The organism is Paenibacillus septentrionalis (genome assembly GCF_042659865.1).
GTDB classification, from domain to species: domain Bacteria; phylum Bacillota; class Bacilli; order Paenibacillales; family Paenibacillaceae; genus Pristimantibacillus; species Pristimantibacillus septentrionalis.
Map to the genome: position 1 here is coordinate 612,047 of NZ_JBHSTE010000002.1, position 23,571 is coordinate 635,617.

The window sequence follows — 23,571 nt, forward strand, 5'->3', positions numbered from 1 at the left end:
CAACAAAACGAGGCACAAAAGCCTGTGCAAGCGAGTATGGGCGGCGCAGCTTTGATTCCGCCCTCAACGAGTAGCTGCATCGCAACACTTACATATCATCGAAGCAATACTTATTTACCGCTCTGCTCTACAGATGTTGCAGCAGCGGCTACTTTACTTGCAAGTAATCGTGCAATGAATATCCTGATTGTAATTGCCAAACCCGCTGCCGAACAACGTCACCCCGCCACAGCGCTTTGCATCACTGCGGCTGCTAATACGCATAACAATTTCTTCGTCAGCACATAATGATAACGCATCAATCGTCATATTGGATACGAGTACACCATCAATAAACGTTCCTTGCTCATTAACACGAATATGCTTCATCACACCGTGTTGAATATCTTTATGCCACCATTGTGGTGTGAAAATTGCTGTTCCTTTTCCAATTTTACCTGGAAAGGTCCATACCGCTACATCAATGCCATTAAAGCTAAATACAATATCTGAAGGCTGCAAATGAGACGATGAGCAAGGTGTTTCTGAGCAAATTTCAAGCGACACCTCAAGGGAGCTGGCTTGCTCGTTATACAGCATATAATTCGGGATGCGATACTCGATAAACCCGCTGCTAAACCATACAACACGAGCATCTCGATGAACAGGATCTGCAAAGTAACGAGGGTCATCGCACATCCCAAGCATACTGTGCTCAGAGGCAAGACCGCAGCTTGGCTTCACCTCATAATCCGCATACATGCCGACTGGAATCATCACATCGTATTTTTGAACGCTTGGTTTCTTATTGTGTATCTGACTTCTAAAATTCAGGACCATCTGCTCCAGCTTTAAAGAACATAGCTTTTGCTGACCTCGTTTACCAGCGATCAACTCGCTTGCAACAATGCCTGCCTGCTCGAGCATTTGAATATGACGTGTAACGATGGGCGGTTTAATATCAAGCGCTTCCGATAGCGATCGAATATTCATTGGCCGTTCATTCAGCAATTCAATAATGCGAATTCTAGTAGGTGATGAAAAGCACTCAAGTATTGAAAAGTTATCCTGATTCACCGAGACTTCCATATGTATTCTCCCTTTCAACAAAATCCACTCTATTGTATAACTTGAAAGTTAATTAATCAATATGTTCAATCCGATTGACACTCGATTTTCCATGAAATACAATAGTGAAGAAATTAAATAAACACGCATTCATTAACCTGCGAGTTATCCTAATGAGGAGGGATCAATATTTTACCTTTTTCTTTTCATAATCCTACACGCATCATTTTCGGTGAAGGAAAAGCAAGCGAGGCAGGATCAGTAACTGCTACATACAGCAAAAACGTGCTTCTAGTATACGGCGGAAACAGCATTAAACGAACAGGTCTATACGATTCCATTAAGTCGCAGCTGAATCAAGCGGGCGTTCGAGTAGTGGAATTGGGAGGCATTGAGCCTAATCCTCGCTTAACGAGTGTTAATGCAGGAATCAAATTGGTGCGCGATCATCAGCTTGATTTTATTTTGGCAGTTGGCGGTGGTAGTGTTATCGATGCTGCAAAAGCAATTGCAGCAGGTGTGCCATATGAAGGCGATGTTTGGGATTTCTTTACAAACAAAGCAAGTATTCAAGCCGCTATTCCGCTTGGAACCGTTCTAACCTTGTCCGCTACTGGTACAGAAATGAATGGCTCTATGGTCATCAGCGATTGGGAAAACAAACTGAAGCGCGGATCAGGCAGTCCGCATGTATACCCGCGTTTCTCAATTTTAGATCCAACACTTACCTATACTGTACCAGCAAATCAGACGGTTTACGGTTCAATTGACATTATGTCGCATGTATTCGAGCAGTATTTCAGCTTAACCGACAATACCCCTTTGCAGGAACGCTTCTGTGAATCAATTCTGCAAACGGTGATTGAAAATGTCGAGCCAGCCTTGGAAAACCCAGAGCATGCAGCAGCACGCGCTAATCTAATGTGGTGCAGCACAATGGCGCTAAATGGCGGTCAAATATCGCTTGGCATGCAAAATGACTGGGCGTCTCATGGCATCGAACATGAAATTAGCGCGATCTACGATATTCCGCATGGAGCAGGCTTAGCCATTGTATTTCCTAACTGGATGAAATATGTGTATAGCGAAAGGCCTGAGCGCTTCGCGCAATATGCAGTGAGAGTATGGGGAATCTCTCCCGAAGGCAAGACTACAGATGAGCTTGCGCTGGCAGGAATTGAGGCAACACAAGCTTATTTTAAGCGCATCGGCTCCGAAACTACACTTGCAGAATTCAATATTGACGACAGCCAGCTAGAGCGTATGGCTGAAGAGGCAGTACGCTACGGTCCGATTGGCTCGTTCAAGCAGCTGCACAAAGATGATGTACTCGCTATATTGAAAATGTGCCTTTAGGCAACGCACAGCAACCGATAATCGTTAACAGCTTTCAATAGCTTAATCTAATAGGAACATTCTTATATAAAAAGGTAAAGGAGTGCTTAGCATGAGCCAAAACGTAACATTAAACAATGGTGTATCGATGCCAATGCTTGGACTTGGTGTATGGAAGGTGAGTGATGAGGAAGCCGAGCGTGTCGTACTTGATGCGATCAGCAAAGGCTACCGCGCAATAGATACTGCTGCTGCTTACGGCAATGAGGAAGGTGTTGGTCGAGGTATTGCAAAAAGCGGTGTGAACCGCGAGGACATTTTCGTCACAACGAAAATTTGGAACAGCAATCAAGGCTATGAGCAAGCTCTTGCTGCATTCGATGAAAGCCGACGCAAGCTTAATATGGATGTTGTCGATCTTGTTCTAATTCACTGGCCGGTAAAAGGCAAATATCAGGATACCTGGAAGGCGCTTGAGGAAATCTACAGCAAAGGCTATGCACGCGCAGTTGGCGTCAGCAACTTCCAAACCCATCACCTTGATGATATAGCAGCTGTTAGCAGTTTAATACCAGCAGTTAATCAGGTCGAATACCACCCGCTTCTAACACAAGAGCCGCTTCGTGCTTACTGTGAAGAAAAAGGCATTCGTATGACTGCATGGAGCCCGCTAATGCAAGGTAATCTTGATCTGCCGCTTTTACAGGAGATCGCTGCAAAACATGGTAAGACACCTGCACAGGTTGTACTTCGCTGGGATATTCAAAATGGCGTTATTACGATTCCAAAAACAACAACGTCTTCCCGCCTAGTTGAGAATAGCCAAATCTTTGATTTCGAGCTGAGTGCAGAGGAAATGCAGCAAATCTCCGCTCTGAATCGAAACCAACGCTTTGGTGCTGATCCGGACAATTTCAACTTCTAATTATCACTCCTACAAACAGCAGCGACTTTCTTAAAAGTAGCTGCTGTTTTTCTATTTCCTCCTCTCTTTCAACGAAGTTATCGAGATATCGACACAATGCCAAACAATCCAACAAAGCCTCTCTGGCAATTTTTAAGGCTATGTACCTACAGGAATCATTTACCTTTACGTCGAATATTTTTAAGGAATAATTAAACAGAAAATGACTAGAGGTGATAGCTTGAAATTACATTCTGCAGCCGGTGCGGGTTATAATGATACCCTTACAGAAAGCAATGCCGCAGCCTATAGGAATGGCATTGAACTTCACGTCAACAGAGCCTTTCCACAAAACAGCCTGATGCAGTACGTAAGGACATTATCAAACTACGACAAGCTCATGCTTGCAATAACATTAAAATTACCATTTACAAGAAGAGACCTTAAACAATGGCCTGAGCTTTTATTTTACAAAAAGTTGAATTTAATAATTAAAAAGATAGCAACAGATCGAAAGCTAAAAAAGCAGCTTCTGCTCTATTTAATAGATCGTACGATAGCTGACCCGCCTTCTTTAGAAACCATTAAAAATCATTTGCCGCAGCTCACTGCGGAATATGGCTACTGGGCGATATATTGGACGCTGTACTTCCATTACGAGCGTCAAGAACAAGAAGAATTGTATCAATCGATTTTGAAGGAACTCGAAGCACTGCAAGAAAGCTCCTCTGTGCAGGACACAGCTGGCATACAGGAAACAGCGGCGGCAGCAAGTGAGCTTGTTGAGCTCAATGAAGCTGACACCAAACAGGAGCAGCTTAAGCTCGAGAAAAAAATTGCAATATTAGAAGATAAAATTAGCAAGGAAATTGCGACTAGGCAGCAATTGGAGCTGACTAACGTACAAAAGGATAAAACGATTCGTCAGCTGCAACAGGAACAAGAAAAGCTTCAACAGCATGCTAGTCTGTTAAAGGAGCAGATTGCGATGTATGAAATGAAGATTTCCAATCTTGAGCGAATACAACAAGAATCAGCCTATCGTCGCAAAGAGGATGAAGAGCGCTGGCTACAGGAGCGCGCATCATTGCTAGGTCAAAATAAAACAAACCTCGATGATATACGCAAGCTTCATCAGCAGCTGGAGCAGATACAGCGCGAGCTGGATGACAGCAAGCGGCAAACATCGAATTGGCAGCAGCTTGCACAGCAGCGTCAAGAGGAGCTTCACACGCTTGCCAACAGCAAGGCCCCGCTTGAGCAGCAGCTGAACGAGCTATCAGAGCAGATGCATAATCAGCTCGACACGTATAACCACGACTTGCTTCACCTGTTAAAACACGATGAAGCAAGCTACGAACAGCGATTATATTACCGTCAGCAAATGCTTAATATGCTGCAAATCGTGGATGCGATTGATAAGTTCAAGCATGCGGAGCAACAGCATAATCGTGACGAACAAGATAACGAACCGCCGATTGCAGCCGAGCAGCTATTCACCGCTGAAGAGCTCAAAAGCGTAGCAGCAACAGAAAAAAAGGAAACGCAACGATTTGGCACCTTTTATCGACGTGATCATGGCGGCTACATAGAACTAGAAAACGGAGAAATTTTCAACATTACAGAATCCCTGGTTCAACAGCTTGAGCTTCAGCATGAAGCCGAGGTGCTTTGCACTCCTACGGCGCATCCCGGCAGAGCGAATCACTACACGATTGAGCTTTTGTTCCAAGGTGACGACAGCTTTTCTCCAGTCCATACGTATGATGGCTTCGTCCTGTTCGATGAGGATCAAAAATGGTATTGCGTAGATCTTAACGATGAAAGCAATCGTTTTCCGATCCATTACAAGGATATTGAAATTCAAAAGCCTGGACATGGTGATCCATGCACGTTCAACGTTGCAGAAGATGGCCATATTGCCAGATTAACAAAGCTGTATCGTGTTCATGGTGAAATGACCGAGTCTCATCCAGGACGCAAAAAGAATGAAACTCGCACGAAAACAACAGTGCGCAGAAAGATCGAACCATTCCTTGAAGATTGTACCGTAACGATTATTGGCGGCCAAAGAAAATGGTTTGAATCCGTTGTGAAGGAAACCGGAGCTGCACTTGTACATGATGGAGGGGAGCATCCTGAACGCATTGCATCAGAGCTGAGCCGCTCACAGGCCCTGTTTATGATCTTGACCTCCACGTCTCATCGTGCAACATGGGAAGGAATCGAAATTGCCAAAAGCAATCAAATTCCTCATTTTATAATACAAGGCTCTAAATCGAACTTGCGCAAGCTTTTGTGGGATAATCAAGAGATCATTCGCACCTCGAATCGTGCGGTTGAAGCTTAACAGAATCAAGGTAAACTCACTCTGTCACCTGAAAAACGGCTGCTGTAGTTATGTGTCACCATAACTGCAAGCAGCCGTTTTGTTTTCGACAGTATCGTACATACGCTAAATTATTGCGCAGCGTTCAAATCAGGCAGCCATATTAGCTCGCTGCCTTCATAGATTGCTTCAAGAAAAGCGTTATTCATCACGTTCTCAGATTCCAGTGACCTTGCAATCACCTTTGCATCAAGCAGCATCTGCGCTTCTCGCTCCCACTGCTCTCTCGTCTGCCAGCCTACGCCAAGTTCTGCGCTGCGAGACTGCTCAATTAACGCAAGCTCTACCTGCCAACGATTAAGCTCCGCCTCTTTGTCGTAGAGCGTATCAGAACGCTTCGCCAGCACCTCAATAGCCTGCTCAGCATTCGCTGCGGCATATTCATGCGCCTTCAGCAGGGCTCGCAAGAAATCCTCGACTACTGTAGGGTGCTGACTTGCCCACTCATTGTTAACGGCAAGTACACCAAAGGAGGTTTCAGCGCCAAATTGACCGGGGTCAATAATCCTTACCTGCTCCCCAAGCTTCTCAAGCTGATACGGCTCATTTGACTTATAGATCGTTAGCGCGTCCACCTTTCCGCTGGATAGCACCGTTGGATCGTAGCCTACAGATACACCTTTAATATTATCAATCGTCATGCCGTTATGCTGAAGCATTGCAATCAAATTCGCAGGCAGCGCACCATGGTAGCCAATCGTTTTTCCTCTTAAGTCTGCAGGCTCGTATATATCCGAGTCTTCCATGACAAGCAGCGCGCTTGTACCTACCGCGCCAAATGTGGCAATTCCACTAATATCAGCACCCTGGGCAACGGATTGTATCACCTGACTTGGTGTACCCGAACTTGCAAGCTGCACCTGATTTGCAGCCAAAAACTTCATTCCCTCTGCATCTAGACCGGGAATAATGGTAACCTCCAGGCCAAGCTCATCAAAATAACCAAGCTCATCTGCCAGCACCGCTTGTATATCAGGCGGTGACGCTGCATAGTAAAAGCCCGTCATATAAGAAATTTCTCCAGCACTAGCATTAAGCGCAATACGCTCCTCACTACCTAATGCCGGCAGATCTTGCCGATCAACCGTCTCGTTTGTCTTTTGTTCGTCAGAGCAGGCCGTCACCGCCAGCAATGACAGCAGGAGCAATAATTGCTTCAATCGTTTCATCGTTGTCTTCCTCTCTTCCTTCTGCTACCAATATTAGTTCCAGCTGCTAGATGAAACATGCCAGTACAGCACTTTGCGCTCAACGTACCGTATAAAATTAGTCAATGCTATCCCCATAATGGCCAGCATAAAAATCGCCGCAAACATTCTCGTCGTTTGCATATAGTTGCTCGCCATCATAATAACATTTCCCAGCCCCTGCGAGGAGCCGCTCCATTCTCCAACAACCGCCCCCATCACGCTTAAGCTGACACAGGTTTTTGCTGCACTGAACAAATACGGCAAGCTGTTAGGCAATCGCAGCTTTATAAAGATTTCCGTCTTGCTTGCATGGAGTGAACGCAAGTATTCGTAATGATTTTCATCCACAGAGCGAAAGCCCATAATCGAGTTAATCAGCATTGGAAAAAATGTAATAATAGCCGCAATCAATACTTTTGGCAGCGTTCCAAAACCAAACCAAATAATAAAAAGAGGGGCAATCGCCATAATAGGTGTAACATTGGCAAGCACAGCTATTGGAAGCAGCGTTCGCTCAAGTACGGGAGAATGAGCCATAATAACCCCCATGACAAATGCCACCCCGAGACCTAGTAAAAAGCCCAATACTGCCTCATAAAAGGTCACCCACGCATGCTTCACATAAAAGTTGAATGAATTAACCCATTCAGCCAGCACATCGCTCGGCGCAGGAAGCGTAATCGGGTTAATCTGAAAAACTGCTACTGCAAGCTCCCACAGCAAAAACACACCTAAAAATGCAGCTAATGGCGGCCAAAAGGATGATCGGACGTAAAATCGCTTAAAGCGCTTGGCAAGCTTTGCTTTAGGAGGCTGGTAACCTCTTGCTTCATGTTCATCGTTAGCCACCGTTACTCACACAATCCTCTCCCATTATACTCGCGATTCTTGTCGCAAATGTGCCCTGATTTCTGTTATGTATTGCTGAAACTGCTGGCTTTCTTCAAGCTCAACTGTGCGAGGCCTAGGCAAATCAATAGAAATTGTTTTTTTGATGCGTCCGGGTCTCGGACTCATAATAACAACCTCATCTGACAGCAGCACGGCTTCTCGTATATTGTGTGTAACAAATACTACTGTTTTCTGATGCTCCTGCCAAATATTCAGTAGTTGATAGCTTATTTTTTCTCTGGTTAGCTCATCTAATGCAGAGAACGGCTCATCCATCAGCAAAATAGGAGCGCCAGAGCCGAATGCGCGCGCAATGCCGACCCGCTGCTGCATGCCGCCTGAAAGCATCCGTGGATACGCATGGATAAAATCGCCAAGCCCTACTGATTGCAGCAGCTCGATCAACTCAAGCTCATGCTGCTTGGCAGTGTCGCCCGTTGCTTTACGATTTACCTCGAACGGCAGCTGCATATTTTGCAGAACCGTACGCCAAGGGAACAAGGCGGGTGATTGCGGGACAAAGCTATACTGTTTTCTTTTTTGTGCTTCCATTGGTGTCATGCCACCAATATTGACCTCGCCACAATCCTGCTTCACCAATCCCCCAATAATGCGAAGCAAGGAGGATTTGCCGCAGCCGCTTGGGCCGATCAAGCTGACAAACTTCCCCTTCTCAATTGATAAGCTAATATTTATTAAAGCATCGGTCATCTGATCCCGTTGACGATACTGCTTGCTAACCTCTTTCACCTCTATAAAGGACAAATGCTTCACCTAACTTCTGCTTCCTATTTTAACAACACTTCCTAAACAAAAAGCTGCCAGCTTCACACAAGGTGAAGGTAGCAGCTCTTATTTTATCACTATTTATTTAGTTTGTATAAGGTCCCCAGCTGCGATTTTTCACATTAGGGCAGCTTTTGGTCCGATAATAAGCCGATACGCGAACAAAACAACCGCAAAGCAAGCAGGTTTGCATGTTTTGCAAATGCTCACAGCTGTGACAAGCAGTTAGCCGTTCCTGATAGACTGCATCTGGCACAACAATTGTTTCATCCTGAAACATCGGAGCCTGCAGAATGCGGTCTATCTGCGCTTCTGTCACCTCATATTGAGGCCCACAGCCACGGCAATTGCGATTAGGTTCAGCTACCATATCAATGCTCCATAATTAGCGAATGCTAATTGTCGTTACAGACATAGGAGAAAGGGTAACACTTAGCTGATGGCCATTCACTTCGAAAGAAGTAAATGCACTTGGTTTTACAACATTCTGGTTGTCAAACGTATTGTGCGCGTCAAGCTCTGTCGCCGTAAGCTCCGTAGCTTCCACCTTGAATTGATCCTTCACAAGTCCACGCAGGTCAATGTTCAGCGTTGCTGTTTTCGTAGGATCAACGTGAGCCAAGCTAATATGAACAGCACCTTCTGCATCAACGGATGCTGTTGCGCTAACCGCCTTCATTGTTTTGCCATGACTTGTATAGTCTTCAGATTGAAGATCAAGCTGAAGCAGCTTCGCATCCTGATGAACCTTGTACATATTGAACACATGATAAGTCGGCGTCAAAATCATTTTCTCGCCTTCTGTTAAAATAACAGATTGCAATACATTGACGACCTGTGCAATGTTCGCCATACGAACGCGATCGCTATGCGCATGGAAAATATTAAAGTTCAACGCCGCAACAAGCGCATCACGAATCGTATTTTGCTGATACAAGAAACCTGGATTCGTACCTGGCTCAACATCATACCATGTACCCCACTCATCTACGATAAGAGCTACACGCTTGCTCGGATCATATTGATCCATAATCGCGGAATGTCTTGTAATTAGCTCATCCATGCGCTGCGTCTTAATCAACGTTTCAATCCATTCTTCTTCTGCAAAGCCAGTTGCTGAGCCTTTTTTCTCCCATACGCCCGGCACTGTATAGTAATGCAGAGAAAGTCCATCCATATAACGACCTGCCTCACGCATCAACACTTCCGTCCAGCGATAATCATCCACGTTAGGACCGCAGGCGATTTTGAACACTTTATTGTCGCCATAGTTACGTACGTATGTACTATAACGACGATACAGATCAGCATAATATTCAGGGCGCATATTACCACCGCAGCCCCAGTTTTCATTGCCCACACCAAAATATTTTAGCTTCCAAGGCTTTTCGTGGCCATTTTGAGCGCGCAGCTCCGCCATTGGCGATACGCCGTCGAAAGTCATGTATTCAACCCACTCAGACATCTCCTGAACCGTTCCACTTCCCACATTACCGCAGATGATAGGCTCACATTCCAATAGCTCACATAGCTGCATAAATTCATGCGTGCCAAAATGATTGTTTTCAACAACGCCGCCCCAATGGGTATTAATCATGCGCTTGCGCTGTTCTCTAGGACCGATTCCATCCTTCCAGTGGTACTCATCGGCAAAGCAGCCTCCAGGCCAGCGCAAGCCTGGAATTTGAATTTCCTTAAGCGCTTTCAGTACATCGTTACGAATTCCTTTTGTATTTTCAATTGGAGAATCTTCTCCAACCCAAATGCCTTCATAGATACAGCGGCCTAAATGCTCGGAAAAATGACCATAGATTTGACGGTCAATTGTGGATAACACTTGATCTGCATTAATCGTTAGTTTGTTGTTAGACATTGTACATTCACCCTTTTCCTAAATTAATAATTTTATTAATCCATAATTTGATATATTAATTCTACTGCTATCATAATGTTTATTTCTGTATTTGACAACACCTTTTCTAATAGTTTGCTATAATAATTTTGCTATGAAAATTTTGGAAGATAGGAGAGGTTTTAGTGAAAGATATCCCTCTGCATCACCACGGCATTCTATCAAGTCGATTAGCAATTGGCTGCATGGGGTTTGGCGGCTCATGGGATGAAGCCGAGCCTTATACGTTGGAGCATATGAAGCAGCTGGAAGCAGTCGTTGATGCGGCGCTTTCCATCGGAATTAACTTCTTTGACCATGCAGATATTTATACAAGAGGAAAAGCAGAGCGTATGTTTGGCGAGCTGCTTGCAGCAAAACCTTCTTTGCGTGAGCAAATTTTCATTCAATCCAAATGCGGCATACAGCTCGCAGATGAAGCATTGCCTGTGCGCTATAACTTCTCAAAATCTCATATCGTAGCTTCAGTAGATGGGATTCTTAACCGTCTCGGTACAGACTATATTGACCTGCTGCTATTGCATCGCCCTGATCCATTAATGGATCCTGAGGAAGTCGCGGAAGCAATCGAGCTTCTGAAGAAAAGCGGCAAGGTGAAACACTTTGGAGTTTCCAATATGCACTCCGCTCAGATTGAATATTTGCGCTCAGCTACTCAAGAGCCGTTTATTGTCAACCAGCTTCATCTGAGCCTCGCACATCGTCATTTTCTCGATCAAGAACTGCTCATTAATCGCAATGAAGGCGGGGCTGTCAGCTTTGATCCTGCATTAATGCCGTACATGCAGCAGCAGCGCATTCAGATCCAGGCATGGGGTCCACTCGCGCAGGGGCGTTACACGGGTGCAAGCAGGCCTGATGCAACTGAGGCAGACCTGTTGACCGCCCGCTATATTGAGCAGCTTGCACAACAAAAAGAAACAAGCAAGGAAGCCATTCTGCTAGGCTGGCTCATGAAGCATCCAGCTGGTATTCAGCCCGTTCTCGGAACAACCAACGCCGCTCGCGTGCTTGCCTGTCAGGATGCTGAGCGGCAAGCGGAACTAATGACCCGAGAGGAATGGTGGTCGCTGTATGCTGCCGCCAGTGGTACATTCCAGCCAGTAATCCTTCCATAAGGAAAATGGTGCATAATTATCCAATCCTTCACTCATACTAGCATTAAAGGAGAGTGATAGACCATGAGAACCAGAGTGTTACATCCTGATGCTAAACTAGCGATTGAACGCATGAAATTTGAAATCGCTCAGGAGCTTGGTATTCAGCTCCCGCCAGATGGCTATTACGGTCATATGACGAGCCGGGACATCGGAACGATCGGCGGTTACATCACTAAGCGGCTAGTCGAGATTGGTCAGCAGCAGATATCGAATAGATACTAACCTCTTCACATATGTACCCTGCCTGCCAGGCTGCTTTCACACCATTTAACGGCGAAGAAAGCAGCCTGCTTAGTTTATACTTCCATTATTACGTAATTATCGGTAAAATAGAGTCAGCACAGAGATATTCATAGAGAATATAAGATAGAAAGGAATATCTAATATTATGATCATTCAACCAAAAACAAGAGGATTTATTTGTACGACGGCTCATCCAGAAGGGTGCGGCAAGCAGGTACAAGCCCAAATTAATTATGTTAAGCAGCAGCCAGCAGTAAGCGGACCAAAAAATGTACTGGTCGTAGGTGCATCCACTGGCTACGGACTGGCATCACGCATTGTCTCTGCCTTTGGCGCCAAAGCAAACACGATTGGTGTGTACTTTGACAAAGCTGCAGAAGGCGCAAGAACAGCAACAGCTGGCTGGTACAATTCAGCAGCATTTGAAGCAGCCGCAGCGCAAGAAGGTCTAAAATCCTACAGCATTGTTGGTGATGCCTTCTCCGATGAAATTAAAAACAAAACGATTGATCTGATCAAAACAGAATTGGGCAAAGTCGATCTAATTGTATACAGCGTTGCTTCACCGCGTCGTGTACATCCTAAAACAGGAGAGGTTTTCTCTTCGGTCATTAAACCGCTACATAGCACATATACAAACAAAACCGTTAACTTCCATACTGGAGAAGTAACAGAAGCAACAATCGAGCCAGCTACAGAAGACGAGCTGCGCCAAACGATTGCAGTAATGGGCGGCGAGGACTGGAAAATGTGGATCGATGCGCTTAAAGCAGCTGATGCCCTTACAGAAGATGCAACAACGGTAGCCTACTCCTACATTGGGCCAGAGATTACACATGCAGTGTATCACGATGGTACAATTGGTGCTGCGAAAAATGATTTGCAGCAAACAGCTGATGTGTTGCACGAGCAGTTGCAGCAAACAGGCGGCCGCGCGTATATATCGGTCAATAAAGCGCTTGTTACGCAATCGAGCTCGGCTATCCCTGTCGTACCGTTGTACATCTCTGCACTGTACAAGGTGATGAAGGAAGCCGGCACGCATGAAGGCTGCATCGAGCAAATGTATCGCTTATTCTCCGAACGCCTGTATATTCAAGGTGAAATTCCTGTAGATGACAAGCGTCAAATTCGCATCGACGATCTGGAAATGCGTCCTGAAATCCAAGAGGCTGTAAGCAAAACATGGGAAGCGCTAGCTACTGAAAATGTGTACGAGCTTACTGATCTTGAAGGCTACCGCAATGAATTCTTTGGTCTATTCGGCTTCAATGTTGAAGGTATTGACTATGAGGCAGACGTTGATCCGAATGTTGAAATTACGAATCTAAAATAATAAGAAACAGCCATAATAGCTGATCTTTCAAATGAACGATCATCCTATTATGGCTGTTTTTCATTTATGCTTAACGTAAAAGTTAACTTCTCATCTTTTTCGCTTTATCATTTAAGCGTTCGTTTGCTCCCTATCGATCTTTTGGGTGATTTGTTAAGCCTTCATTAATTTGTTATGATTATGATACTATACTTTGACGCTACAATCCGTATTTGCGTGAACGTACAACTTTTGGAGGATGCTATGTCTGATATAAAAATTTTTTCTGGTTCATCAAACCGTCAGCTCGCACAATCAGTATGCGAGCATCTTGATGTTTCACTAGGCAACGCTACGATTTCTCGCTTGCAAAGCGGCGAAATTCACGTTAGCTACGAGGAATCGCTGCGCAATTGTGATGTATTTCTAATACAATCCCTGTCTCACCCTGTCAATGAGCATCTAGTAGAGCTGCTTGTGATGATTGATGCGGCAAAACGTGCTTCTGCCAAAACCATCAATATCGTAATGCCATATTATGGATATGCAAGACAGGAACGCAAAAGCAAGCCTCGTGAGCCGATTTCAGCAAAAATGGTCGCTGATGTTATATCAACGGTTGGCGCTGAACGTATTATTACACTTGATCTCCATGCCGATCCTATTCAGGGCTTTTTCGATATTACAGTCGATCACCTTACTGCGCTTGATATTATTATCAAGTATATACGTGAGAAAAAAGTGGTCAATCCCGTTGTCGTTTCACCGGATGCTGGACGCGCAACGGTTGCAGAAAAGCTGGCTGGTTTAATTGATTGCCCTTTTGCCATTATGATCAAAAACAGACCTGCTCACAATCAATCGGAAATTACGCATATTATCGGTGAAGTCGAAGGGATGACGCCAATCATTATTGAAGATATGATTGATACTGGCAGCACTATAGTAAATGTTGTTGAGGCATTGAAAAAGAAAGGCTCCCATAATGCATACATATGCGCGACACATGGTTTGTTCTCCGGCGAAGCCTTGCAAAAGCTCGATCACCCGAATATCAATGAGATTGTCGTAACCGATTCGATCCTGCTGGATGAAAACCATTCCGATAAATTTGTGGTGCTTTCAGTTGCTCCGCTTATTTCCAAGGCAATTAAAATTATTACTGAAGGCGGATCGATTGCAACGTTATTCAAGTCATAGCTCCATTACGCACAGCGATAAGCTGTTACTAACTCCCCTCGGGACACATTGCTGAGATGTCCTTGAGGGGCGTTTTGTATATGCCATCAGGTTTGCTTCGTTCGAATGCTCTAGCACAAAAAGAGCAAGTAGAGCGGCTGAACCGCTAACTACCTGCTCCTCTATATAAAAACCCAAATTATAGTATCCAGCTATATCATCGTAAATCGAATACCAGAGACGCTAGCCCTGTTCCAGCCAAGCAATCTCTTCCTCTGTTAATACAAGGTTCGTTGCACGTACGCAGGATTGCAGCTCCTCCATTGTTCGCGCGCCAGCAATGATTGCAGTTGGATAGGATTGGTTCGCAACATAGGCCAGAGCGATTTCTGGAAGCGTCACATCTTTTTGCTCCGCTAGCTGCTTTGCTCGCTCGTATCTGCTCCAGTTCTCGTCACTGTAATAGACACGTTCAATATCACGGTCTGTTACTTCGTTAGGCGTGAAACGACCGGAGAAGAAGCCTCTAGCAAGTGGTGACCATGATAAGCATGGTAGTTTCGTAACCTCATGCATGCGAGCCATTTCCTCGTCTACATGAAGCACGCCACTCCAAAAAGCCTCCTTTGGCTTGGCTAGGCTAAGATTTGGACTGTTGAACGTAAAGCCAACAAGTCCCTGTTGAGCCGCATATTCATTAGCTGCCAAAATGCGTTCAGGTGTCCAGTTCGATGTACCAATTGCATGAATCGTCCCCGCCGCAATATATTCATTCATCATGTCGATAATTTCCCCAACCGTTAGCGAAGCATCGTCACGATGCAGTGCATATAAGTCAATATAGTCTGTTCTCAGTCGCTCTAGACTAGTCGTAAGCTCTTGATGCAATACGGAGCGCTGCAAGCTAGAGATGCCGCCCTTCGTCAATACGACAAGCTCGCTTCTATTACCTCGTTCCTCCATATATCGGCCTAAAACGGCCTCGCTTTCTCCTCCGGTATACACATGCGCAGAATCAATGGTATTGCCCCCGATTGCAACGTATTGATCAAGCTGCTCCTTATTGAGCTCATACGTTGCATGTTGCAAATAATCTGTACCCTTGATGACTGTGGAAATTGGTTTTGAGCATCCTGCTATTGACATATAATGCATGACAATTCACTCCTTAATCACGTTATTGGTTTAATGTGACACGAGCTCCATTCTCAGCTGACTGTAAACAAGCCTCCAGAACCTTCATATTAGCCACTGCATCCTCAAGCGGGAATGGTAACGGCTCTTCGCCGTAGATCGCACGTGCAATAGCATCCGCTTGCAGGGAATACGTATCCAGGTAATCGACCTTTTTTTCTTCAATTCCTTGATCGGTATGAACGAAATAATGTCCTTCCTGCTCATTTTTTCCTAAATAGGCAAACGGAATCTCAATCCGTCCCTTTGTCCCCAAGATCTCCATAGGGTTGCGGAACGCCGCCCACATGCCGCAATCGAATAGCAGTGAGACATCATCCGGGAATTCAACCAGACCCGCTGCCATCATATCAACTCCACCATGCTTTTCGGAAAACATTGCTTGCATCGTAGCTGCAATTGGTTCTTTGCCTAGCAGATAACGCGCTGCGCTAATTGGGTAACAGCCTACATCGTATAGGGAGCCTCCTCCCCATTCCTTGACGAAACGTACATTTTCCGTGCTGTTTCCATTGTTGAATGTAAATGAACCTCTAATCAAACGGATATCGCCAATTACACCTTCCGCAATTAACGATTTAATTTCTGCATAACGCGGATGGTAACGATACATAAATGCCTCAGCGACGACAACATTCATCTCCCTGGACACTTGCAGCATTTCTTCTGCTTCCTGATGTGTTAGAGCAATGGGTTTCTCACACAACACATGCTTGCCTGCCTTCATCGCTTTAATCGTCCATTCCTTATGTAGCTGATTAGGTAGCGGTATGTAAATAGCATCAAGCTCTGGATCTTGCACCAATTCCTCATAGCTGCCATAGGCAATCGGAATATCGAGCTCTTGAGCTGTAGCTTGAGCCGTCTCCAGTGAACGGCTTGCAATTGCTCTTACCTCGTTAAACTGAGAACCTTTTATACCTGGCACAACAGCCCGCTTTGCGATGGAAGCGCATCCAAGCACACCCCAGCGAATCTTTTGCTTACTCATGAATCCAGCTCCTTTTCCGTGTTCAAGTGTTGTTTATACCTGCTAGAACAGTTATGATGTAAGGGTAATTTAGTTACCACACAAGTGAGTAAACTAGCTTATGCTCTATTATATCATTAGGAGGAGAGGTAAGAACGATTTGAATCGAAAATGGCCGTTCATTTTTTTTATAACTCTTCTGTCAGGCATCGGGTTATGGTACGGTGCTCAGATGTTTTTGAAACTCGAGCCAGCATCATCCAATCAAGCAGCAACACTATTGCCTACGAATCCACCAGAAGCAACACTATCACCACAGCAAATTAAATCAGAATCGCCTCCTCCAACACTTGAACCAATAGCCGCTCATACTGACGCACAAGCTGAAGAAACGCATACAGAAGAGACGCTGCAACAGCTTGTCGAGCTGAAATTGTCTGAACTTACCCTTAAGGAAAAAATCGGGCAACTGCTTATCGTTGGAATTGAAGATCAAGGAAAAAGCATCAGCAAAGCAACAAAACAACTCATTCATGAACAAGGCATCGGCAGCATTATTTTGTTCAAGCGCAACATCTCGTCGACACAGCAGCTTCAAGCATTGGTTAAAGAGTTAAAGCAGCTGCCTGCTCATGGAATCCCGCTTTGGGTAACGTTAGATCAAGAAGGAGGCAGGGTAAATCGCTTGCCCGACTCCTTTCCTGCTGCAAGCGAGCTTGCGGCGCTCAACGATGCTGCCTTAACGGAAGCGAGCGGCAGCTTAATGGGAGAAGCATTAGCTGATCTCTCAATTGATGTCAACTTCGCTCCGGTACTCGATATTAACAACAATCCTGACAATCCGGTAATCGGCTCTCGCGCATTTGGAGATACTGCTGATGAGGTTGTAGAGCACGGTATGGCGATGATGAGAGGGTTAAGTGATCATGTCATAACGGTAGGCAAGCACTTTCCGGGACATGGTGATACAAGCTCTGATTCGCATTATGAGCTGCCTATTATTAATAAAAGCTGGTCAGAGCTTGAGCAGCTTGAGCTTGTCCCTTTTCGTGCAGCGATCGAGCAAGATATTGATGCTATTATGATCGGACATCTCTATTTGCCTCAAATTGATGAACGCTACCCTGCTTCCCTTTCGCCAACGATCATTAACGAGTATTTACGCAAGGAATTAGGCTTTGAAGGTATCGTTATGACCGATGACTTAGTTATGGGCGGCATTACGGAGCATTATGAGATAGGTGAAGCAGCTGTATTAGCGTTGCAGGCGGGCAATACTATGCTCATTGTCGGGCATCAACCGAAGCAACAGCAAGCGGTTATTGAAGCATTAGTTGGTGCCGTTGAGCAGCATGTACTCGATGAGGTGCTTATCGACGAAGCGGTGAAGCTAGTGTTGCGTATGAAACTCAATACGTGATCAGAATGAAGTAGATTCAGATGTAAAGCGTTCCTTAAGACGGCGATTATCTCACAATAGCCCTCTGCTCCCATAAGTCATTTTTAAGCAGCATTATGTCCATCTGTCAGCTGGATGTTCCAGAGGATTCACAATACTAACAACGCCTGCTTCGCGTAGAAGCAGGCGTTGTTAGTATTACGTTACTTTATTGAAATCATTAACTAGGGTGTGTCTGAGAACTTCGAGGACAGCAAATTGTGCCGGATTTTCGTTCCATGCAAGGCGCGATTGTGAAGGCGTACCGGGGGTACGTCAAGCAATCGGAACGAAGCAGGGGGCGAAAAGGCGATGCAAGGTGCCCTGAGCGGGTTTTCAGACACGCCCTAGCTATTTGAAGCGTCCGCCTCCGCCGCGGGAGCCTCCGCCTCTGAAGCCGCCTCCGCCGCCACGGGAGCCTCCACCACCGAAGCCGCCTCCGCCGCCACGGGAGCCACCTCCACCGAAGCCTCCGCCACCAAAGCCACCTCCGCCGAAGCCGCCTCCGCCACCACGAGAACCTCCACGAGGACCTCTGTTTCGGTCATTATTCATCATCCGTCGCATCATTTCCATTTGTGCAATTTGACGAAGTCTTTCTTGTTCGGCACGCTCTCTTGCCTGTTTTTCCGATATTTCCTTGGAGGCAATCTGGTTGAAGTGATTGCTCGCTTGCTGTACTTGCAGCAGTAATTGCTCTATTCCTTCAAGACGATATGGCTTTACTGCAAGCATCCGCTCAATATCCGCAAGCTGCTGCTGTGCATAACGTTCCGCTTCTGCCATTGCGCCTTGAACTCGAATTCCTTGATGCTGCACCTGATTCCGGGTTTGCGATAGGCTTTGCTTAAGCTGCGAAACGCGCTGCTGCAGCGACTGTCTGGATCGATTCAGATCGTGGAGCAACTGTTCATGCTCAAGGCAAATTGCTTCAAGCTCATTTAATTGATTTTGAGCCTCTTGAAGCATTCGCTCTGCTTCAAAATAACGCTGACTGCTTCTATCGTTCAACTGCTTCGCTTGCTTGATTAATGACTCGATCTGCGCTATCTGCTCAGGTATACGAGAGTGCTTCTGTTCCGCATTAAGCCAGTGTACGCTGTCATATTCCTGCTTCGCTTGTGCAATCGACCTCTCTGCAATGGATAGCTTATCAGCTCTCAATTGCTGAAGCGACAGCTCTAATGTCCTTGCCTGTTCGATATTGCCATCTCGTGCGTCAATGGATCTCGTTACATCTGACAACGCCGTGGACAGCCATTGCTCAATACGATTGGCGCAATCTCTTGCAGTTGGAACATCTCCAATTTTCAATGATCGCTCGATCGTCAGCAGCTGTCCATTCATTGCATCGAACGATTGATAAGGTGATATTTCCTGCAGGGTTAATTGCTCGTTTTGTACGAGCAAGTCAATTTTCTGTCTTGTTTGCTTTATATTCTCAGGAAGCGTGCGCAATGCTTCGATCAATTGCTCATAATCGAGCACATCCTCTACCCAACCTGAAATTTTACTTTCTTCTGCATTCAGTCGTGTACTCGCTTCAATCGGATTAAAAGCTAAAGCTGCTTCAATCTCCTTCAGCAATTGTGCGATCTCCTGCTGTCGATCAAACAAAGCCTTAAGCGTTGTTTCTGCATCTGTAGCAATCGCTTCAAGTGCTGCTTTCCCCTTCTCGAAGCTAGACTTTCGCTCCTGCAGCAATTGTGTTGCGGCCGCCTCAATGCTTTTGTACTTATCAATTGCTGCCTGCAATTCAGCAATGGATTGCTCAATATGCTTCAAATCACGCTCAAGCTGACGCAGGCTTCCTTCTTGCTTCTGCAACTGAAATGCACTTAATGTTTTCCATGACCGAAGCTGCTCCGGATATTTGGACATCTGCTGAAGGAGCTCATACAGCTCATCCTCCACATCGCCAACTATATCACGTGATTTTCCCTTCGAGAATTTTTTGATCTCATTCATATCAGCATCCAGCTTCTGCAGCCTAGCCGATATTTTCTCGTAATGGTCCTCTAGCTGGGGCAGCAGCTTTTTGGTGCGCATGCGCTTATTTCGCTGTTGTACAAGCACAAACACGATAGCTGCTACGACTAGAAATGCAACCATTAACAGCATCGATAAAGCTGATGAGGAGCTGCTGGTCGTTTGAGCACGGTCAGGCGTTGCAGGAGGCAAGCTGTTGTACTGCTGTACATAATGTGCTAAACCATTAATCGTATCGTCAATCGCCTTGTAGTAATTACCTTCTGCTGCATAAGGGTAAAATTGCTGCTCCAAAAAGGTCGTCACTGGATTACTGCCAGAGAACTGACTGTATATTGCATTCTCCAATCTGGAATTGATCTGCAGCTGAAGCTGAACCATTCCATCATCGTCTGCAATAACTAGCAGCCCTTCGTCAGCGCCCAATCCCCATTCTGAAAATATCCGCTCACTATAGCTTCCCATTGATTGCGAGCCAATCGAATCAATGATCAGCACATTGAGCTTTATATCCTGATTGCGCATGCTTGTTTCAAGCTCATTTTTTTCCTGATTGCTCAATGCGCCGATTTCATCCTGTATGTAGGTGCCGTTTGGTGTAACAGCTAATACCGGACTAATAAGCAGGCTGTACATGGTGAGAACGATGATCATAGCCGCAGATATCTTAAAAAAGCTGTTTCTCATTATCATTAAGCTACCTCCATAAAGAAAAAGCCTGGTTACACAACCTGGCTTTGACTTCCCTTTAAACAATTATGAAAATAAAAAAATACGAAAACAATTATTTTTTATTAAGTTCAGCTTTTAATGCGGCAAGCTCATCATCGATCGCATTGGATTGGGAAGCTTTAAGCTGCTCCTCAAATTTTTGATCTAGTGATTTGTCTTCATTAGCCAGTTCAAAGGCTGCATCTGCTTCATCATGCATCTTTTTGATCTTTTCTTCCATACGAGCGAATGTAGCACCAACATCGTTATTGCCTACGCCCTTCATCGTGCTGTTAATTTTTTGCTGTGCCTTAGCAGCTTCAGCTTGTGCAATAAGCGTGCTGCGTTGATCCTTCATTTCTGTTACGCGAGCTTTAAGATCACGCAATTGATCGCGAAGCTTATCTGCGGTTGCTTTCGCACGATCATAATTTTCCTTAATCTTGTCGCGCTTCTCTACCTGCTTCGCTTTATCAGCCAACGCTTCTCTAGCAAGATCCTCATTACCAGCCGTTAGTGCTTGACGAGCCTGTGAGTCACGCTTAGCAACCAACTCTTCTACTTCCTTCAACTCACGCTCAAAACGCTTTTCAACAGCCATTTGGGAAGTTACCGCAGCCGTTACCTTCTCGACATCTTCATCCAATTCACGTAAAACCTGATCAATAATTTTAACTGGGTCCTCCAGCTTATCTACCGCTGCATTTACATTCGCTTTTCCAATACGGAACAATCGTTCAAATATGCTCATATTCAAAACCTCCTCAATATTTAGCAATAATATGTATACGTTGCAACTAACGTAACGTTTCAATAATGTACGTGTTTCTACATTATTCGTCCATTCGCAGCTTTGTATTCCAGTAATCCAATTGCCACAGCTCCACTTAAGCCCGCGTTGTCACCTAGCCCTGGCGGAATGATATATTGATCAATATGCTTAAGCAGCATATCATGCTGTACATATCCGTTCAGATTGCGCTTCACCTCTTCGCGAATCATCGGGAAAAGCTGCTCCTGATGCATAACACCGCCGCCAAGAATAATCCGCTCTGGCGAAAGCAGCAAAATAGTAGACATTAACGCTTGCCCTAGATAGTAAGCTTCGAACTTCCAAGCCTCATGATCTACGCTCAGCTCGTGTCCCTTCTTGCCGTAGCGACGTTCAATCGCAGGACCTGCAGCTACCCCCTCCAAGCAGTCGCCATGATAGGGGCAAAGGCCTTCAAATGAATCCTGAGGATGCCGCTTGACCGGTATATGCCCTGCTTCCGGATGCAACAGACCGTGTACGAGATTACCCTCCACATAAACCCCTACGCCTACACCTGTACCAATGGTATAGTAAACACAGCTATTGACGCCTTTCGCGCTACCCCAAAGCGCTTCAGCAAGTGCTGCACCATTGACATCCGTATCAAATCCAATCGGTACGTCGATGTACGATTTAAGCTCTCCGAGTACATCGACGTCTCGCCAGCCTGGCTTAGGTGTCGAGGTAATATATCCGTAGGTTGCACTGCTTCGATTAACATCAATCGGGCCAAATGTTCCAACACCTAGCGCATCAAGCTGCTCCTCTTCAAAAAAGCTTCTTATTTTCGCGAACACGATTTCAGGCGACTCTGTAGGGAAATTGATTTTCTTTTCGATTTCACCATGTTCGTTGCCAATCCCACAAATAATTTTCGTTCCACCAGCTTCAATTGCACCAATTCTCACAGGTTAAACCTCCTAAATGTGTAAAAAATACGACTTATGTAAACTATAAACGTTTTAGACGATAGCGCGCTCTTAGCACAACAAAAACTAGTAAAGGTAACAGCTCGTTCTGCATAAAACAAGCTGCATCTGTGCACAGGACATACAAGTAAAAAGGAAGAAGCATGATAGCCGCGCCACAGACAGCGCTTGCAGTTGTACTGAAGCTCCCATTTCTTCCAATACATACACGATAAGCTCTATTAATCAAAACATATCATCTCTAAAATTAACGAAAATAGCCAAAAAACTGATTATAAATAATATTTGCAAAGCTTGTTACGGCTCGATATCCAATCAGTAACTTACTTTTTTCTACAAACCTTGTTCTTGTAAATAGACTAAAGCACGTTTCATTTTATCGTTATAGGCATCATCATGAGACGTATTGGTAAAGTTCACTTTTGCCGAGCCTTTTCCTCTTGCTACGCCAAAACGATGCAGTTGAGCTACCAGACGTCTCACTGTTCCAATGCTGCCATCCACAATGCCAATATGCTCTGGCAAAATGTCTTGCAATACTGGCTTGAAATACGGATAATGCGTACAGCCTAAAACGATCATCCCATACTCCTCCAGATTGTATGGAGAGAGCTTATCCATAAAATAATTTTTTACCTCTTCACCTGAAAATTGCATATTTTCACAAAATGGAACGAGTTTCTCCATCGGCAATGAATCTACGATGCCGTTACCATCAACTCTCGATACCAAGGCATAGTATTTCGGCAATGAGAGTGTAAGCGGAGTCGCAAATACGAGTACTCTACGACCAGTGGAGGCATTCATCTCTACAGCTGGCTTAACAGCCGGTTCCATTCCAATAATTGGAATATTTGGATAAGTATCACGAAGCAGTTCTACTGCAATGCTGGTTGCTGTATTGCAAGCGATGACCAGTGCATCAATATCCAGCTTCATTGTATCCTGAACACTTTCGAGAATATAGCGCTGCACCTCTTCCTTACTTTTAGTGCCGTAAGGGACATGTAATGTATCCGCTACATAAATATAATCCTCTGTCGGTATTCTTCTAATCGCTTCGCTTAATACTGTTAGCCCGCCTATGCCTGAATCAAATATGCCAATTGTCATAATCTATCGTTCCCTCTTGCTTCGCATAAAATATTGTTATTCATCTGTATGCACTGAATGGA

20 protein-coding genes are annotated in these 23,571 nt (G+C 45.1%); 8 read left to right on the plus strand and 12 right to left on the minus strand.

Features of this window, described 5'->3' with window-relative positions:
* Positions 1-153: 153 nt before the first annotated feature.
* On the minus strand, positions 154-1,068 hold the full coding sequence (locus ACFP56_RS07950) for an ArsR/SmtB family transcription factor (protein ID WP_379233043.1): 915 nt from the start codon (positions 1,066-1,068) through the stop codon (positions 154-156).
* 168 nt (positions 1,069-1,236) lie between these two features.
* Here ACFP56_RS07950 and ACFP56_RS07955 point away from each other — a divergent pair, with 168 nt between their 5' ends.
* The 3 genes from ACFP56_RS07955 to ACFP56_RS07965 all read left to right on the plus strand — a co-directional run bounded on the left by ACFP56_RS07955 (position 1,237) and on the right by ACFP56_RS07965 (position 5,636).
* On the plus strand, positions 1,237-2,403 hold the full coding sequence (locus ACFP56_RS07955; protein ID WP_379233317.1) for an iron-containing alcohol dehydrogenase: 1,167 nt from the start codon (positions 1,237-1,239) through the stop codon (positions 2,401-2,403).
* Positions 2,404-2,494: 91 nt separating this feature from the next.
* Positions 2,495-3,307 (plus strand): aldo/keto reductase, encoded by an 813-nt coding sequence (locus ACFP56_RS07960; RefSeq protein ID WP_379233045.1) that lies wholly within the window; start codon positions 2,495-2,497, stop codon positions 3,305-3,307.
* 220 nt (positions 3,308-3,527) lie between these two features.
* A complete protein-coding gene (locus ACFP56_RS07965; protein WP_379233047.1) occupies positions 3,528-5,636 on the plus strand; it encodes a hypothetical protein in 2,109 nt (702 codons plus the stop codon).
* 110 nt (positions 5,637-5,746) lie between these two features.
* Here the strand turns inward: ACFP56_RS07965 and ACFP56_RS07970 are convergent, their stop codons facing one another.
* The 5 genes from ACFP56_RS07970 to ACFP56_RS07990 all read right to left on the minus strand — a co-directional run bounded on the left by ACFP56_RS07970 (position 5,747) and on the right by ACFP56_RS07990 (position 10,415).
* Positions 5,747-6,844, minus strand: coding sequence for an ABC transporter substrate-binding protein (locus tag ACFP56_RS07970; RefSeq protein ID WP_379233049.1), 1,098 nt, complete (start codon positions 6,842-6,844; stop codon positions 5,747-5,749).
* 33 nt (positions 6,845-6,877) lie between these two features.
* Complete coding sequence (locus ACFP56_RS07975; RefSeq protein ID WP_379233051.1) at positions 6,878-7,714, minus strand: ABC transporter permease; 837 nt, start codon at positions 7,712-7,714, stop codon at positions 6,878-6,880.
* Positions 7,715-7,738: 24 nt separating this feature from the next.
* Positions 7,739-8,530 carry an ABC transporter ATP-binding protein gene (locus ACFP56_RS07980; protein ID WP_379233053.1) on the minus strand — a complete coding sequence of 264 codons (792 nt, stop codon included), beginning with the start codon at positions 8,528-8,530 and terminating at the stop codon, positions 7,739-7,741.
* Positions 8,531-8,627: 97 nt separating this feature from the next.
* A complete protein-coding gene (locus ACFP56_RS07985; RefSeq protein WP_379233055.1) occupies positions 8,628-8,912 on the minus strand; it encodes a DUF6171 family protein in 285 nt (94 codons plus the stop codon).
* Between the two features lie 15 nt (positions 8,913-8,927).
* A complete protein-coding gene (locus tag ACFP56_RS07990; RefSeq protein ID WP_379233058.1) occupies positions 8,928-10,415 on the minus strand; it encodes an alpha-N-arabinofuranosidase in 1,488 nt (495 codons plus the stop codon).
* Positions 10,416-10,579: 164 nt separating this feature from the next.
* On the opposite strand from ACFP56_RS07990, the gene ACFP56_RS07995 reads away from it, so the two are divergent.
* From ACFP56_RS07995 to ACFP56_RS08010, 4 genes are all read left to right on the plus strand, one after another.
* Positions 10,580-11,572, plus strand: coding sequence for an aldo/keto reductase (locus ACFP56_RS07995; protein ID WP_379233060.1), 993 nt, complete (start codon positions 10,580-10,582; stop codon positions 11,570-11,572).
* A gap of 63 nt (positions 11,573-11,635) precedes the next feature.
* Positions 11,636-11,836, plus strand: a complete 201-nt coding sequence (locus tag ACFP56_RS08000; RefSeq protein WP_379233062.1) for a small, acid-soluble spore protein, alpha/beta type — start codon at positions 11,636-11,638, stop codon at positions 11,834-11,836.
* 166 nt (positions 11,837-12,002) lie between these two features.
* Complete coding sequence (gene fabV, locus ACFP56_RS08005) at positions 12,003-13,193, plus strand: enoyl-ACP reductase FabV (RefSeq protein WP_379233064.1); 1,191 nt, start codon at positions 12,003-12,005, stop codon at positions 13,191-13,193.
* A gap of 243 nt (positions 13,194-13,436) precedes the next feature.
* Positions 13,437-14,372, plus strand: coding sequence for a ribose-phosphate diphosphokinase (locus tag ACFP56_RS08010; RefSeq protein WP_379233067.1), 936 nt, complete (start codon positions 13,437-13,439; stop codon positions 14,370-14,372).
* Between the two features lie 222 nt (positions 14,373-14,594).
* On the opposite strand, the gene ACFP56_RS08015 is transcribed toward ACFP56_RS08010, so the two are convergent.
* Both ACFP56_RS08015 and ACFP56_RS08020 read right to left on the minus strand, forming a co-directional pair.
* Positions 14,595-15,506, minus strand: coding sequence for an aldo/keto reductase (locus ACFP56_RS08015; RefSeq protein ID WP_379233069.1), 912 nt, complete (start codon positions 15,504-15,506; stop codon positions 14,595-14,597).
* Between the two features lie 22 nt (positions 15,507-15,528).
* Complete coding sequence (locus tag ACFP56_RS08020; RefSeq protein ID WP_379233071.1) at positions 15,529-16,536, minus strand: Gfo/Idh/MocA family protein; 1,008 nt, start codon at positions 16,534-16,536, stop codon at positions 15,529-15,531.
* Between the two features lie 139 nt (positions 16,537-16,675).
* On the opposite strand from ACFP56_RS08020, the gene nagZ reads away from it, so the two are divergent.
* Positions 16,676-17,935 carry a beta-N-acetylhexosaminidase gene (gene nagZ / locus ACFP56_RS08025; RefSeq protein WP_379233073.1) on the plus strand — a complete coding sequence of 420 codons (1,260 nt, stop codon included), beginning with the start codon at positions 16,676-16,678 and terminating at the stop codon, positions 17,933-17,935.
* 369 nt (positions 17,936-18,304) lie between these two features.
* On the opposite strand, the gene ACFP56_RS08030 is transcribed toward nagZ, so the two are convergent.
* The 4 genes from ACFP56_RS08030 to murI form a co-directional block, all read right to left on the minus strand.
* Entirely contained in the window at positions 18,305-20,635 is a 2,331-nt protein-coding gene (locus tag ACFP56_RS08030) for a septation ring formation regulator EzrA (RefSeq protein ID WP_379233076.1), read from the minus strand.
* A 91-nt stretch (positions 20,636-20,726) separates the two neighbouring features.
* Complete coding sequence (locus ACFP56_RS08035) at positions 20,727-21,404, minus strand: PspA/IM30 family protein (protein WP_379233078.1); 678 nt, start codon at positions 21,402-21,404, stop codon at positions 20,727-20,729.
* A 77-nt stretch (positions 21,405-21,481) separates the two neighbouring features.
* The gene (locus tag ACFP56_RS08040; protein ID WP_379233080.1) at positions 21,482-22,375 is read right to left on the minus strand and encodes an ROK family protein; all 894 of its coding nucleotides are present in this window, start codon (positions 22,373-22,375) and stop codon (positions 21,482-21,484) included.
* Between the two features lie 354 nt (positions 22,376-22,729).
* Positions 22,730-23,509 (minus strand): glutamate racemase, encoded by a 780-nt coding sequence (gene murI, locus ACFP56_RS08045; RefSeq protein ID WP_379233082.1) that lies wholly within the window; start codon positions 23,507-23,509, stop codon positions 22,730-22,732.
* Positions 23,510-23,571 lie beyond the last annotated feature (62 nt).